This window comes from Methylocystis iwaonis, assembly GCF_027925385.1.
GTDB classification, from domain to species: domain Bacteria; phylum Pseudomonadota; class Alphaproteobacteria; order Rhizobiales; family Beijerinckiaceae; genus Methylocystis; species Methylocystis iwaonis.
This window is the reverse complement of sequence record NZ_AP027142.1, coordinates 475,963-491,104: the sequence shown is the minus strand read 5'-3', so window position 1 is coordinate 491,104 and position 15,142 is coordinate 475,963. Positions and strand designations below refer to the sequence as shown.

Annotated in this window: 10 protein-coding genes; 6 read left to right on the top strand and 4 right to left on the bottom strand. The window is 65.4% G+C overall.

Translation table 11 applies throughout. From position 1 onward, the window contains the following. Positions 1 to 18 precede the first annotated feature (18 nt). On the bottom strand, positions 19 to 3,534 hold the full coding sequence (locus QMG84_RS02345; RefSeq protein ID WP_281930198.1) for an indolepyruvate ferredoxin oxidoreductase family protein: 3,516 nt from the start codon (positions 3,532 to 3,534) through the stop codon (positions 19 to 21). A 392-nt stretch (positions 3,535 to 3,926) separates the two neighbouring features. Between QMG84_RS02345 and QMG84_RS02340 the strand changes: the two genes are divergently transcribed. The 3 genes from QMG84_RS02340 to QMG84_RS02330 all read left to right on the top strand — a co-directional run bounded on the left by QMG84_RS02340 (position 3,927) and on the right by QMG84_RS02330 (position 7,436). Beyond that, the gene (locus QMG84_RS02340) at positions 3,927 to 4,568 is read left to right on the top strand and encodes a DUF1007 family protein (protein ID WP_281930196.1); all 642 of its coding nucleotides are present in this window, start codon (positions 3,927 to 3,929) and stop codon (positions 4,566 to 4,568) included. Then, entirely contained in the window at positions 4,565 to 5,572 is a 1,008-nt protein-coding gene (locus QMG84_RS02335; protein ID WP_281930194.1) for a nickel/cobalt transporter, read from the top strand. The genes QMG84_RS02340 and QMG84_RS02335 overlap by 4 nt, the downstream gene beginning before the upstream one ends. 133 nt (positions 5,573 to 5,705) lie before the next feature. After that, entirely contained in the window at positions 5,706 to 7,436 is a 1,731-nt protein-coding gene (locus QMG84_RS02330; RefSeq protein WP_281930192.1) for an AMP-binding protein, read from the top strand. A 111-nt stretch (positions 7,437 to 7,547) separates the two neighbouring features. Here QMG84_RS02330 and QMG84_RS02325 read toward each other — a convergent pair whose 3' ends face one another. Genes QMG84_RS02325 through QMG84_RS02315 form a run of 3 tightly spaced genes read right to left on the bottom strand, consistent with a single transcriptional unit; the run spans position 7,548 to position 10,579 of the window. Continuing rightward, positions 7,548 to 8,813, bottom strand: coding sequence for an adenosylmethionine--8-amino-7-oxononanoate transaminase (locus QMG84_RS02325; RefSeq protein ID WP_281930190.1), 1,266 nt, complete (start codon positions 8,811 to 8,813; stop codon positions 7,548 to 7,550). Beyond that, on the bottom strand, positions 8,814 to 9,440 hold the full coding sequence (gene bioD / locus QMG84_RS02320) for a dethiobiotin synthase (RefSeq protein WP_281930188.1): 627 nt from the start codon (positions 9,438 to 9,440) through the stop codon (positions 8,814 to 8,816). Then, positions 9,437 to 10,579: an 8-amino-7-oxononanoate synthase gene (locus QMG84_RS02315; protein ID WP_281930186.1), complete on the bottom strand. Its 1,143-nt coding sequence runs from the start codon at positions 10,577 to 10,579 to the stop codon at positions 9,437 to 9,439. Before QMG84_RS02315 ends, bioD begins: the two co-directional genes overlap by 4 nt. Before the next feature lie 202 nt (positions 10,580 to 10,781). On the opposite strand from QMG84_RS02315, the gene QMG84_RS02310 reads away from it, so the two are divergent. The 3 genes from QMG84_RS02310 to QMG84_RS02300 all read left to right on the top strand — a co-directional run bounded on the left by QMG84_RS02310 (position 10,782) and on the right by QMG84_RS02300 (position 14,818). Further along, positions 10,782 to 11,258 (top strand): methyltransferase family protein, encoded by a 477-nt coding sequence (locus tag QMG84_RS02310; RefSeq protein ID WP_281930184.1) that lies wholly within the window; start codon positions 10,782 to 10,784, stop codon positions 11,256 to 11,258. A 53-nt stretch (positions 11,259 to 11,311) separates the two neighbouring features. Further along, entirely contained in the window at positions 11,312 to 14,074 is a 2,763-nt protein-coding gene (locus QMG84_RS02305) for a heavy metal translocating P-type ATPase (protein WP_281932078.1), read from the top strand. 126 nt (positions 14,075 to 14,200) lie between these two features. Beyond that, positions 14,201 to 14,818 carry a helix-turn-helix domain-containing protein gene (locus tag QMG84_RS02300; RefSeq protein ID WP_281932077.1) on the top strand — a complete coding sequence of 206 codons (618 nt, stop codon included), beginning with the start codon at positions 14,201 to 14,203 and terminating at the stop codon, positions 14,816 to 14,818. The last annotated feature ends 324 nt before the right edge of the window (positions 14,819 to 15,142 follow it).

Below are 15,142 nucleotides of genomic sequence, written 5' to 3'. Positions count from 1 at the left end.
CCAATTTCACTGCGGCTTTCACTCTGCGGCGAGCTTCACGGCGGCCGGGCTGCGGAACTCGGCGAGGAGCCTCTCGCGCTCGGCGTCGGCGGCCGCGATATGGCGCGCCTTCACATTGCCGAAGCCGCGGATTTTCTCCGGAACGCGGGCGAGCGCCACCGCGACGGCATGGTTCTCGGGCGTCAGCGCGGTCAGAAGCTCGTCGATCAGCGCTTCATATTCCGCCAGCAGCCGCCGCTCGACGATGCGATCATGATTGAAGCGCGTGAAGTCGAAGAAGGAGCCGCGCAGCCATTTGAGTCTGGCGAGAACCTGCATCACCTTGAACATCCAGGGGCCGAAGGTGATCTTGCGCGAACCGCCGAAGTCCGTCTTCCGCTGCAGGAAGGGGATCGGCGGCGCGAGATGCAGTTCGAGCTTGAGGTCGCCCTCGAAGGTCTCCGAAAGCTGGCGCTGGAAAGCTTCGGTCGTATAAAGGCGCGAGACTTCGAACTCGTCCTTGAAGGCCATGAGCTTGAAGAGATAGCGCGCGACGGCTTCGGTCAATTGCTGCGAACCGGGAACGCGCGCCTTTTCGAGCTGGGCGACCGCCGCGACACGGGCGCGGTAATGTTCGGCATAGGCCTCGTTCTGATAATCGGTGAGATAGGCGGCGCGGCGCTCGATCACCTCTTCGAGCGTCTTGGAACGCTCGCGCGTCTGCGTCGGACGTTGCAGCGATTCGACGACCGCCTCGACGCTCTTCATGTCATGCGCGGCGCGGCGGCCCCAGAGGAAAGCCGAATGATTCATCGGCACGGATTCGCCGTTAAGCTCGATCGCGCGCAGGATGGCGGCTTCCGAGAGCGGCAGATAACCTTTCTGCCAGGCGTAGCCGAGGATGAAGACGTTAGCGGCGATGGAGTCGCCGAGCAGTGTCTGGGCGAGCGCCGTCGTGTCGATGAAAGTGGCGTCGGGCCCGCCGGCGCGGCGGATCGCCTGCCTGACCTCCTCCGACGGTAGAATGAAATCGGGATTGCGCTCGATATCGCCGGGGAAGACCTCCGCGCTGTTGACGAGCACATGCGTTTTGCCCTGCTCCACGGTCGCCAATACGTGCTTGGCGCCGGCGACGACCAGATCGCAGCCGAGCAACAAATTCGCTTCGCCCGCGGCGATGCGGATGGCGTGCACCTCGGCGGGCGTGCGCCCGATCTTCACATGGCAATAGACGGCGCCGCCCTTTTGCGCGAGGCCGGCCATGTCGATGACGCCGACGCCCTTGCCTTCGAGATGCGCCGCCATGCCGAGAAGGGCGGAGATCGTCACGACGCCCGTGCCGCCGAGCCCCGCGATGAGAATGCCGTAAGGCGTCTCGCCGATGTCAGCGATCGTGGGCTCGGGAAGCGCCGGCTGGCCGCTCGCGTCTTCCTTGGTGGGCAGCGGCGCCTTCTTCATGCGCCCGCCATGCACGGTCACGAAGCTCGGGCAGAAGCCCTCCAGGCAGGAGAAATCCTTGTTGCAGACAGATTGGTCGATGCGGCGCTTGCGGCCGAATTCGGTCTCCACCGGCTGCACGGCGACGCAGTTCGACGCTGTGCCGCAATCGCCGCAGCCCTCGCACACCAGCTCATTGATGATGACGCGCGCGTCGGGATCGGGGAAGAGCCCGCGCTTGCGCAGCCGGCGCTTCTCGGTCGCGCAGGTCTGATCATAGATGAGGATCGTAACGCCCTCGGTCTGCGCCAGCTCGCGCTGCACCTCATTGAGGACGTTGCGATGGTGGATGGTGAGGCCCGGCGGCCAGGCGATGCTCGGCGGGTATTTTTCGGGCTCGTCGGACACGAGCGCGATTTTTTCCACGCCTTCCGCGGCGACCTGACTCACGATCGCCTCGACAGTCAGCTCGCCTTCGTGCTTCTGGCCGCCGGTCATGGCGACGACGCCATTGTAGAGAATCTTGAAAGTGATGTTGGTCTTGGCCGCGACGGCGAAGCGTATGGCGAGCGACCCCGAATGATTGTAGGTGCCGTCGCCCAAATTCTGGAACATATGCTTGCGCGTCGAGAAGGGCGCCTCGCCGATCCAATTGGCGCCCTCGCCGCCCATATGGGTGTAGCCCTCGGTGGAGCGGCCCATCCATTGCGCCATGTAATGGCAGCCAATGCCCGTATAGGCGCGCGCGCCTTCCGGCACATGGGTCGAGGTCGAATGCGGACAGCCGGCGCAGAAATGCGGCACGCGCAAGGTAACGTCGGTCATCGTCTTGCGCCGGTCCTGCAAGCGCTCCAGCCGCCGCACGCGCGCTTCAAGTTCTTCGGAGGGATGGTATTTCAGCAGCCGCCGGCCGATGGCGATGGCGATGTCATTGGCGTCGAGCGCGCCCTTTACGGGAAACAGCCACTCGCCGCGTTCGTCCTTCTTGCCGATGCAGACGGGCTGATGCGCCGAGCCGTATAGCTCCTCGCGCAGTTGCACCTCGATGAGCGAGCGTTTCTCCTCGACGACCATGATGAGGTCGAGGCCACGCGCGAAGTCGTGCAACCCCTTGGGTTCGAGCGGCCAGGGCGCGGCGATCTTATAGAGACGCAAGCCGAGATCATTGGCGCGCGCCTCGTCGATGCCGAGATCGTCGAGCGCTTGTCTTACGTCGAGATAGGACTTGCCGACGGTGATGACGCCGATCTTGGGATTAGCGCCGCCCGAGGTGATGATGCGATTGAGACGATTGGCGCGGATGAAGGCGAGCATGGCGTCGCGCTTGCTTTCCTGCAGCCGCTCCTCCTGCGCGAGCACGGGATCGCCCGGGCGGATGTTCAGCCCGCCGGGCGGCAGGACGAAATCCTCCGGGATGATCGGCTGCACGCGATCGAGAGACGCGTCGATCGAGGCGGTCGACTCCACCGTGTCCTTCAGAAGCTTCAAGCCGACCCACACGCCGGCGAAGCGCGACATCGCAAAGCCGTAAACGCCGTAATCCAATATCTCCTGCACGCCGGCGGGCGAGAGGATCGGCATCATCACATCGACAAAGTGAAAGTCCGATTGGTGCGCGGTCGTCGAAGATTCAGCGGTGTGATCGTCGCCCATGAGCGCCAGCGCGCCGCCAAAACGCGATGCGCCCGCGAGATTGACGTGGCGGAGCGCATCGCCGCTGCGGTCGACGCCCGGCCCCTTGCCGTACCAGATGGAAAAGACGCCGTCGTACTTGCCTTCGCCGCGCATCTCGGCCTGCTGCGCGCCCCAGACGGCGGTGACGGCGAGATCCTCGTTGAGGCCCGGCATGAAGAGAATGTCATTGGCGTCGAAGAGGGCTTTCGCCCTGTGCATCTGCGCGTCGACGCCGCCGAGCGGCGAGCCGCGATAGCCGGTGATGAAGCCCGCGGTATTGAGCCCGGCGCGGCGGTCGCGCTCCTTTTGCATCAACAGCAGGCGCACAATAGCCTGCGTGCCGGTGATCAGCACGCGGTCTCGGGCAAGGTCGAAACGGTCCGAGAGCCTAGCCTCGGCGAAGGCGGAGCCGGGGTTCAAGGCGCCGGCGACGTGATCCGCCATACAACAACTCTCCTGCGCGAAAGGGCGCGCGCTTGGCTTACGCGCGACGAACGCAATGACGACTAGGAACGAGCATAGAAGCCCTCTCTCCGAGAGCCCAATCGCAAGGCGCGAGCCGCCGCCTATCTCTCATCCAATGGCCATCCGCTGGCGCCCCAGGGAGGCGCGGCTCTCCATGCTCGTATTTTATGACAGAGCGAATAATGTTTTCAAGAACCCATATAGAGAGACGCACAGGCGCTGGCGCCGCGCCCTGTTTTCGCCGATTTCCGGCCCTAAGCAGCCATTCCGTTGGCGCCCAACGGAATGGCTGCTAGATTCTCATTGACCGGCAGGATTTCTATCGGAAATCGCATGGCGCTTTTCCGAAATCCCGCTCAGTCGGAACAGACATGAAGCCCCTCAAAATCTCGATCCTTTCCGCTTTGGCCCTGGCCTGGGTCGCCGTGGCGCAAGCCCACCCGCATGTCTGGGTCGCCGTCCGCAGCGAGACGGTCTTCGGCCCCGAGGGGAAGATTCTCGGCGTGCGCCACGCCTGGGAATTCGACGAAATGTATTCGGCCTTCGCCGTCCAGGGGCTCGGCAAGGACGGCAAGCCGCCCACACGGGAGGAGCTTGCGCCGCTCGCCAAGACCAATGTCGAGTCGCTCGCCGAATTCGACTATTTCACCTATGCGAAGCAGAACGGCGCCAAGGCCGCCTTCAAGCCGCCGGAGGGCGTCTATCTGGAGGCGAACGACAAGAAGATCGTGACGCTGCATTTCTTCTTGCCGCTCGAGACGCCTGTCCCCGCGAAAAAACCCTTCTCTTTTCAGGTCTATGACCCGACCTATTTCGTCGCCTTCGCCTTTGAGAAGAAAGACCCCGTCAAGCTCGCGCAAGCGCCGAGCGGCTGTTCGATCAGCCTCGTCGAGCCAGCGCCGCTCGTCGCGACGGATAATCAGAAGCTGAGTGAAGCCTTTTTCCAGAACATGTCGCCCGGCGCCGATTTCGGCGTGAAGCTCGCGACCCGCGCCATCGTGGCCTGCCCGTGACGCCGCGGCGGTTGGGGTTCCTTGCGGCGGCTGTCCTGGCGCTCGCGGTCTGCGCGATCGAGCCCGCGGCCGCCCAGCGCCATCCCTTCGCCATTGGCGCCGGCGAGACGGCCTGCGGCGCCGGGGGCTTCGCTGGCCTCATGCTCGCATGGCAAGGCAAGTTCAACGCCGAGCTGCAGGCGGCCGCGCGCGCGCTGAAAACCGACCCCGGCGCCTTTCTCGCCCTCGCCGCGGCAAGCTTCGCCTATGGCGTCTTTCACGCCGCCGGACCCGGCCACGGCAAGGCCGTGCTGACCTCCTATATGGTCGCCAAGGAAGTGCAACTGAAGCGCGGGCTGACGCTGGCCGCCCTCGCCGCTTTGCTGCAGGGCGTGGTGGCGATTGCGCTGGTTCTCGTCGCGGCGGTCGTCTTTCGCGCCACCGCGGGGCAGATGACCAACGCCGCGCGCGTCATCGAAATCGCGAGCTATCTCGCCATCGCCGCGCTCGGCGCGAAGCTCCTATGGTCCAAAGGCTCTGGCCTTCTCGCCGCTCTGCGCCAACCGGCCGTGGCCGTCGCCGCTGCGAGCGGCTCCAGCCGGTTCCTGTGCGAAGCGATCGACGATCCCAGCCACACGCATGGTCCAAGCTGCGGCTGCGCGCCTGATCCAGCGACGCTGTCCGGCCCGGGCTTTCGTTGGGGAGACGCTCTTGCGACCGTGTTCGCGGCGGGATTGCGGCCCTGCTCCGGCGCGATTCTTATTCTGGTCTTCACGCTGTCGCAGGAGACGCTCGCGGCAGGCGCCGGCGCGGTTCTGGCGATGTCGGCGGGCACAGCCGTGACGACCGGCGCGCTCGCCGCCGTCGCCGTCTACGCCAAGGATCTGGCGCTGCGCGTCAGCGGCGGCGGCGCGCGGCGCATGGCGATCGTGGCGCGCACGGCCGAGCTTCTCGCCGCGCTTCTGGTATTTGGCCTCGGCCTCGCATTGCTCGCCGGCATGGGCGCTTCTTGCAGCGCATCGTAAATTTCGTGCGCCGCAGCACAATTCTCGCGGCTCGGTCGCCGTTAAACGCCTGACACACGCGCTATTTTGATTGCAGAAAACGATTCGGCGCCAGACCGTTCGAATTGCCAGATTCCTTTTTCGAGGGTGGAAAATGACGAGCCCAGAGCAACAGCACGACCCCTATGCGACGCGGCCCTGGCTCGCTTCCTATCCGGCGGGCGTTCCGGCCACGATCGACCCAGGCCGTTCGACCCTCGTCGATCTCCTGCGCAAAAGCGCCGCCGCCTATGCCGATCGCCCCGCGATGGAAAGCTTCGGCGCACGGCTCAGCTATCGCGAATTGACCCGCGCCGCCGAAGCCGTCGCGTCCTGGCTGCAAAGACAAGGGCTGGAGAAAGGCGATCGCGTCGCGATCATGTCGCCCAATGTTCTCGCCTATCCGGCGATCCTCTTCGGCGTTTTATTGGCGGGCGGCGTGGTCGTGAACGTCAATCCGCTCTATACGCCGAGCGAACTCGAATTCCAGATCAACGACGCGGGCGCGCGTTTCCTCTTCGTTTTCGAAAATTTCGCACATACCGCGCAAGCCGCCTGGCCGCGCATGAAAGTCGAACGGGCGATCATCGTCGCGCCCGGCGATCTCATGGGGCTGAAAGGCTTCCTGGTGAATTTCGTCTCGCGGCAGATCAAGCGGGCGGTTCCCGCCTATGCAATTGCGGAAAGCCTGTCCTTCGCCGAGGTTTTGCGCGAAGGCGGCAAGCGTCCGTTCACGCCGGCCCAAATCGCGCCCGAGGACGTCGCCTTTCTGCAATATACGGGCGGCACCACCGGCGTGGCCAAGGGCGCAATTTTGCTCCACCGCAACGTCGCCGCCAATGTCGAGCAGACCTGGGCCTGGCTCGACTCCTATCTCGGGCCGACCGGCCCGCATGTGATGGTGACGGCGCTGCCGCTCTACCACATCTTCGCGCTCACGGCCTGCTGCATGCTGACGATGCGGGCGGGCGGCTGCTGCCTGCTCATCGCCAATCCGCGCGACCTCAAGGGGCTTATCGCGACGGTGCGCAACGCCCGCTTCACCGTCTTCTCGGGCGTGAACACCCTCTATGCAGCTCTCGCCGATCACCCGCGTATCAGGGATGTCGATTTCTCCAATCTCAAGATGAGCATCTCCGGCGGCATGTCGACACAGCAGGTCGTCGCGCAAAAATGGAAGGCGATAAGCGGAAAACCGATCGTCGAAGGCTACGGCCTCTCCGAGACGTCGCCGATCCTGACCGTCAACCGCGCAGACATTGCGGAGTTCACCGGCGCCATCGGCTACCCCCTTCCCTCGACCGAGATTACGCTGCGCGACGAGCATGGCGACGCGGCGCCCTTTGGCGAGCGCGGCGAGCTCTGGGCGCGCGGCCCGCAGGTGACGCCGGGCTATTGGCGCCGCCCCGACGAGACCGCCAAGGCCATGACCTCCGACGGCTTCTTCAAGACGGGCGACGTCGCCGTCATGCAGCCGGACGGCATGTTCAAGATCGTCGATCGCCTGAAGGACATTATTCTCGTCTCGGGATTCAACGTCTATCCCAATGAGGTGGAGGCGGCGCTCGCCGAACACCCGAAGGTGAAGGAAGTCGCCGTCATCGGCGTGCCCTTCGCCCATTCCGGCGAAGCGCCCATGGCCTTCGTCACGGCACGCGATCCGAGCCTTACAGCCGACGAGCTGCGCCGCTTCGCCCATGAGCGACTCACCGGCTACAAGGTGCCGCGCTTCTACGAGTTTCGTGATTCCTTGCCGAAAACCAATGTGGGGAAGATTTTGCGCCGCGCGCTGCGCGACGAATATTTCGCGCGGCCCAAGGCGCCTGCCAATGAGGAGCAGGCGTAGGCCCCCTCCCCAGCCCTCCCGCGGGAGAGGGAGCAGAGCGCGTCCTTCATCGACAACGCTGATCGTGAGCGTCCCCTCTCCCGCGAAAGCGGGGGAGGGACAGGGAGGGGGTCAACCTCCGAATTGGCGCGCCGCCTCGTCGATCCCCGCGTGAACAAGATCCAGCTCCTCGCCCGTCACGCAATAAGGCGGCAGCACATAGATTGTCGGCCCGAGCGGGCGCAGCAGCAATCCGCGCGCGTTGAAAAAGCGCATGAGATCGAGGCTGATGGTGGCGAGATAGCCGCTCTGCGCGACCGTCATATCGAGCGCCACGATCGTGCCGAGCTGACGCACTGACGAAAAGCGTGAGTCTTGCGCAAAACGCGCGGCGCGTTCGGCCTGCATGGCGCAGAGATTTGCGACGCGCGCGCGCGCGTCGGTCTTTTCCCATACTTCCAGATTGGCCAAAGCGGCGGCGCAGCCGATCGGATTGGCGGTATAGGAGCTCGAATGGAAAAAGGCGCGGGCGCGATCCCGCGCATAATGCGCTTCGTAAATCTCGCGCTTGCACATGGTGACGGCGAGCGGCACGGCGCCGCCAGTGAGGCCCTTCGAATAGCAGGCGATGTCGGGGACGATATCTGCCTGCTCGCAAGCGAAGAGCGTTCCGGTGCGGCCGAAGCCCGTCATCACTTCATCGGCGATGAAGAGCGTCCCATATGTTTCGCAGATGCGCTTCATCTCGCGCAGCACCTGCGCGCTGTAGGTCAACATGCCGCCGGCGCCGAGGATCAGCGGCTCCACGATAAAGGCCGCCGCGCCCTCGCGACAAAACTTCTCGAGCGCGTCGAGCGTTTCCTGCTCGGCCCCCGCATGCGGAAATGGCGCGCGCGCAACGTCGAAGAGCAAGGGCTCGTAAGGCGCGTTGAAGACCGAGCGCGCGCCGGCCGACATCGTACCGACCGTATCGCCGTGATAGGCGTGCTCCAGCGCGATCACGCGCGCGCGCGTCTCGCCGCGATGGCGCCAATAGCCGAGCGCCATTTTGATCGCCACCTCGACCGACGTCGAGCCACTGTCCGAGTAGAAGACGTAATCGAGCCCCGGCTGGGTGATCTCGACGAGGCGGCGCGCCAGCGCTTCCGCAGGCTCATGGGTGAAGCCCGCGAAGATGATCTGATCGAGCGTCTCGGTCTGCTTGCGGATCGCCGCCATGATCTCCGGGCGACGATGACCGTGGGTGATCACCCACCATGATGAGATGGCGTCGAGAAAGCGCGTTCCGTCTTCCGCCGTGAGCCACGCGCCTTCGGCATGCGCAATCTTATAGGCGCCCGGTTGCAAGGCGTGTTGCGTGAATGGGCGCCAGACAGGCGAATCGGTGACGATGCTCATCTATTCGAAATCCGTTCGCGAGAAGGCCGCGTCGAAAGCCGCGCGCAGCGATTCTTTCGACAAGACGGGAAGGCGCGGCAGGCGCCCGAGCGCCTTCACCTCGCCGATGCGCACGATCGTATCTTGCGCCGCCCGCTCTTCCTCGCCTACGAAGGCGACGCCATGAATGGCGATATCGCGATGGCGCAAGGCTTCGATCGTCAGGAGCGAATGATTGATCGTACCGAGCCGCGTGCGCGCCACCAAAATGACAGGCAGGCGCCAAAGCGTCATAACATCGATCGTCAGGATATTATCCGTAAGCGGAACCATCACGCCGCCTGCCGTCTCGATGACGAGAGGCCCCGCGACATCTGGCGGCGCGAGGTTTGCGGCGTAGATTTCCACGCCCTCGGCTCGCGCGGCGATATGCGGCGAGGCGGGAAGCCGTAAGCGCCAGGCTTCGGGAAGAATGCGCTCTTGCGGCGCGCCGGAGAGCCGCGCCACAGTCTGCGAATCCGTCTCCTCGTCGAGACCCGCCTGCACGGGCTTCCAATAAGAGGCGCCGAGCGCCTGCACGAGCCCGGCCGAGAAGATCGTCTTGCCGACGCCCGTATCCGTCCCCACGATCACGAAGCGGCGCGTCACGCCTTCGCCTTCGCGAGTTCTTCGGCAAGATCCGAGATCATTTGCGTGGTCTGCGCTGCGCTGACGTTGAGCGTCAGCGACAGCCGCAGACGCGCCGTCCCCTCCGGCACGGTCGGCGGGCGGATGGCGCGAATATCATAGCCACGCATGCGCATCCGCGCCGCGAGCGACATCGCCAAAGCGTCCGCGCCGACGATGACAGGCTGCACCTGCGAGCCAGACGGCGCGACGTCGCACAGACGCTGCAACTCGCGACCCGCAAGCGCGACGCGATCGCGCAAGGCCGCGCGGCGGTCGTCGGCGCCTTCGACAATCTTCAAGGCGCCGCGCACGCAAGCCGCGACAAGCGGCGAGGGCGCTGTCGCGAAGATGAAATTACGGCAGCGGTTGACCAGAAAATCACGCAGCGGCGCCGCAAGACAGACGAGCGCGCCCGAGGCGCCAAGCGCCTTGCCGCAGGTATGAACGGAAATCACATTTTCACGCCCCTCAAGGGCCGCAGCGAGGCCTCGCCCGCCGGGACCATAGACGCCGGTAGCATGGGCTTCGTCGATCAGCAGAAAGGCTTCATGGCGGTCGGCCAAGGCCATCAGCTCGTGGAGCGGCGCGATGTCGCCATCCATGCTGTAGAGGCTTTCGACGGCGATCCAGGGACGCCCCTTGCCGCCTTTCGCGCGCCAGCCAACAATCGCGTAGCCGAGCGCGCCGACGTCATTATGCGCGAAGGCGGCGCAGGGCGCGCGGGAGAGCCGCATGCCATCATGCGCGCTCGCATGAATGAGCGCGTCGTAGAAGATCATATCCTCGCGCTGCGGCAGCGTCGACAGCAGCGCCTCATTGGCCGAGAAGCCTGCGCCGAAGAACAGCGCGCTTTCGGCGTGGAAGAAGCGCGCAGCCTGCGCCTCCAGCGCCTCGTGCTCCGGGTGATTGCCGCGCAGCAGCCGCGAGCCGCCGGCGCCCACGGGAACGCCGCGCGCGACCGCAGCCGCCGCGGCGGCCGAGAGCTCGCGCGATTCGGCAAGCCCCAGATAGTCGTTGGAGGCGAAATCAAGCCCGGCGCGCGGCGCGAGCGTCCGCAGCCGGTCGCGCGCGGCAAGGCCGGCAAGGTCCGCCTTGTAAGGCTCGAGCGTCTCCGCCACGTGTCGCTCCCTGATTTCGAGGGGGTTGGTAAAGACTGGCGCGAATGGGGTCAATGGACCGCGCGCCTCGGGACCGCGAGCCTTCAGGCTCGCTCCAAGAATGCGGGCCTGAAGGCCCGCGGTCCAGGGGCGCTCCGGCTTGGGCGCGGGGTTGAAAATTCGGGCGCGTCTCGCGATGTTAGGGGCGCTCGGAGTTCCGATCATGCCCTCTCCCGACGCCCCGCCCGCCCGCGCGCCCTGGCCGCCGATCCTGATTGCGCTGACGATTCTCGCCGGTCTCGCGTTCGACCGCGCGAGCGGCGGCGCCTTGGTGGGGCTTGTCGCCTTCCCCGGCGCCCGGCTCCTCGGCGGCGTTATTATCGCGCTCGCGCTCGCCAATGATATTTGGTGCGCCCAAGCCTTTGCGCGTCACAAGACGACGATCCTGCCGCACCGCGCCGCCGCGCATCTCGTGACGGACGGTCCTTTCCGCTGGTCGCGCAACCCGATCTACATCTCGCATATCGCGGTCGTTCTGGGCGTCGGGCTTCTCATCGGCTCGCCCTTCACCGTGCTTTTGACGCCGCTTCTCGCCTTCGGGCTCCAGAAGCTCGCCGTCGAGCCGGAGGAGCGGCATCTCGCTGCAAAATTTGGAAACGATTACCAGGCCTATAGGGCGCGCACGCGTCGCTGGCTTTGAAGGAGGAATAGTTGAGCGCCGAGACGACGCGGTTCGATTTCAACGTGCGCGGCATGACTTGCGCCTCCTGTGTCTCCCATGTCGAGAAAGCCTTGACCGCCACGCCCGGCGTCGCCTCGGCGAGCGTCAATCTCGCGACCGAACGCGCCGATGTCGCGCTGGCGCCGGGCGCCGACCCCGCCGTGATCGCCAAATCGGTGGCCGACGCCGGCTATGAGCCGGTCATCGAGACGATCGAGCTCGGCGTCGGCGGCATGACCTGCGCCTCCTGCGTCGCCCATGTCGAAAAGGCGCTCAAAGGCGTTCCGGGCGTGTTGGAGGCGAGCGTCAATCTCGCGACGGAGCGCGCGAGCGTGCGCGCCCTCTCCGGCCCCGGCCTCGCCGAGCGCCTGCGTCGCGCCATTACGGAGGCTGGCTATGAGCCGCGCCGCATCGAGACCGACGCCGGCGCGACCGACCGCGAACGCGCGCGGCGCGAGGCGGAGATGAAGACGCTGCGCTTCAATCTCATCCTCTCCGCCGTACTGAGCGCGCCGCTGTTCATCGTCGAAATGGGCGGGCATCTCGTCCCCGCTTTTCATCATTGGACGATGATGACGATCGGCGAGGAGTTGGTGCGCCAATTCTCCTTCCTGCTCGCGACGCTCGTCCTCTTCGGGCCGGGCGCTGTCTTCTTCGTCAAAGGCGTTCCGGCGCTGCTGCGCGGCGCGCCGGATATGAATGCGCTCGTCGCGGTCGGCACGCTCAGCGCCTATCTCTATTCCTTCGTCGCGACCTTCCTGCCGCAGCTTCTGCCGGCCGGCGCGGTCTATGTCTATTACGAGGCCGCGACCGTCATCGTGACGCTGATCCTTTTCGGCCGGTTTCTCGAAGCGCGCGCCAAGGGCCGCACCTCGGAAGCCATTCGCGCGCTTGCAAAATTGCAGCCCAAGACCGCGCGCGTCGATCGCAACGGCGACACGGCCGATGTCGACATCGACGACGTGCGCGTCGGCGATATCGTGCTGGTGCGGCCGGGCGAGCGTATCCCCACCGACGGCGTCGTGACGGCAGGCTCATCCTATGTCGACGAATCCATGGTGACGGGCGAGCCCGCGCCCGTCGCGAAAACCATCGGCGCCACTGTCACGGGCGCGACGGTGAACGGCTCCGGCGCCTTCTCCTTCCGCGCAACGCGGGTTGGCGCCGATACGGTCCTCGCCGGCATCATCCGCATGGTGGAGCAGGCGCAGGGCGCGAAGCTTCCGATTCAGGCGATGGTCGACCGCGTCACCGCCGTCTTCGTGCCGGCGATCTTCGCCATCGCTGCGATCACCTTCGTCGTCTGGATGGCGATCGGCCCCGAGCCGCGGCTCACTTATGCGCTGGTCAGCGCCGTCGCCGTGCTCATCATCGCCTGCCCCTGCGCCATGGGGCTCGCGACGCCGGCCGCCATCATGACCGGCACTGGGCGCGCGGCGGAGCTGGGCGTGCTGTTCCGAAAGGGAGAAGCGCTGCAAACCTTGCAGGATGTGACGCTCATCGCCTTCGACAAGACCGGCACGCTGACCTTCGGCAAGCCGCGCCTCACCGATCTGATCCCGGCGCCCGGCGAAGACGAAGCGGCGCTGCTGCGGCTTGCAGCGAGCGTCGAGGCGCAATCGGAGCATCCCGTCGGCGCGGCGATCGTCGCCGCCGCGAAGGATCGTGGGCTAGCTGTACCAGCGGCCGAGCAGTTCGAGTCTGTTTCAGGCATGGGCGTCGCCGGCCTTGTCGATAAGCGGAAGGTCGCGATCGGCGCCGCGCGTTACATGGCCTCGCTGGGCCTCGATACGACGGCCTTCGAGACAGACGCCGCCGCGCTCTCCGACGAGGGCAAGACGCCTTTCTATCTCGCGGTGGAGGGCGAGACGCGGGCGATCCTCTGTGTCGCCGACGATTTGAAGCCCACCACCAAGCCCGCGATCGACGCGCTGCACGCCATCGGCGTCAAAACCGCCATGATCACCGGCGACGAGGCGCGCACCGCCAACGCCATTGCGCGGCGCCTCGGCATCGACGAAGTGATCGCGGGCGTGATGCCCGACGGCAAGGTCGCCGCGCTCGAACGGCTGCGCGAAACGGAAAAAATCGCTTTTGTCGGCGACGGCGTGAACGACGCCCCGGCGCTCGCCGCGGCGGACGCCGGCGTCGCCATCGGCACGGGCACGGACATCGCCATCGAAGCCGCCGACGTCGTGCTGATGTCGGGCGATCTCGCCAAAGTGCCGGCGGCGCTGGCGGTGTCGCGCGCGACGATGCGCAACATCAAGCAGAATCTCTTCTGGGCCTTCGGCTATAACGCGCTGCTCGTGCCTGTCGCGGCCGGCGCGCTCTATCCGGTGAATGGCGTGCAGCTCTCGCCCATGCTCGGCGCCGGCGCCATGGCGCTTTCGAGCGTCTTCGTGCTGACCAATGCGCTGCGCCTGCGCCGGTTCAAGCCGCCGGTCATCGCCGAGACGCCTCCCGGTCATCGCGAGGAGCGTAGCGACGACGCGACCCAGGAGACTCATCTCGGCTCTGGATTGCTTCGCTCCGCTCGCAATGACGAGGCGGCGGCTGCGCCCGTAAAACAGGACAACAAGGAGGAAAGAATGACGGCTTTCAATGTGCAAGACATGACCTGCAACATGTGCGTCAAACATGTCACCAAAGCGGTGCAGGCGGTCGAGCCCGGCGCGGATGTGAAGGTCGATCTCGCGACCGGCAGGGTCGACGTCTCCCCGGCGCCGAAGGACCCCGAGGCGCTGGCGAAAGCCATCACAGACGCCGGCTACCCGGCGCAAGTCGCGGCCTGACGGCTAAAGCCAATCGGCGTCTGAAATTTACACAGCGCCTGCATGCCGCGTTCGATATTTCGAACAAAAGCGGATATTATGCCGGCCGACTCAAAACAGGGAGCCGGCCGGGGCGGCGTGAACGCAATGGGCGTCGAAGGGAAAGAAAAACACAAGATTCTCGAAGCGGGCGCGCTGGCGCTCTCGGGTCAGCTCGGCGCCACCGTTCAGCGGCTACGCAAGGCCTATAATCTCTCGCTCTCGGAATTGTCTCAGCAGTCGGGCGTCGCCAAGTCGATCATCAGCCAGATCGAGCGAAACGAGACGAACCCGACGCTCGCCACCATCTGGCGCCTCGCCCAGGCGCTCGACGTCTCGATCGAGCGCGTGCTTCAAACGACGGAAGACGAGCCCTTCCTCGAAAAGACCAGCAAAGCCGATACGCCGATCCTCGTCTCCGACGACGGCAAATGCCGATTGGCGATCATCGGCTGGATCAAGACGGTCGAATGGCTGCAATCCTACGAGCTCTCCGCCGATCCGGGCGGGACGCTCGAATCGGACGCCCATCAGCGCGGCTCGGTCGAAAGCCTCTCGGTGCGCGAGGGCGAGCTGGAGGTGGAGGTCGCCGGCGTCAAGGAGACGGTGAAGGCCGGCGAGACGCTGCGCTATCGCTGCGACCGTCCGCACATCATCCGCAATATCGGCAAGGCGCAGGCGCAGGCGACTATGGTGTGCATTCTGAAAGCGGCGGTGATGGAGTAATATGGAAGCGTTTGATTGATACGCTCGCGAAGCGAGTGATCGGGAATCCAGAGCAAGGTTAGCGCTTGCTGCGCGATCTGGCGCGCGAGCCCGTGCTGAAGTGGCGCCCAGCGTCTCCGTCATTGCGAGGAGCGTAGCGACGAAGCAATCCAGAACAGCTATTGCGGCCCTGGATTGCTTCGCTACGCTCGCAATGACGGGGTGTCATTCCCGACGCTCGCTTGGGCGAGCGATCGGGAATCCAGAGCAACACCAGCGCTTTTTGGGCTCTGGATTCGGTCGGGCTTTCGGCCCGCCGTGACAAATCCCCGTCGAGCTGTTCAA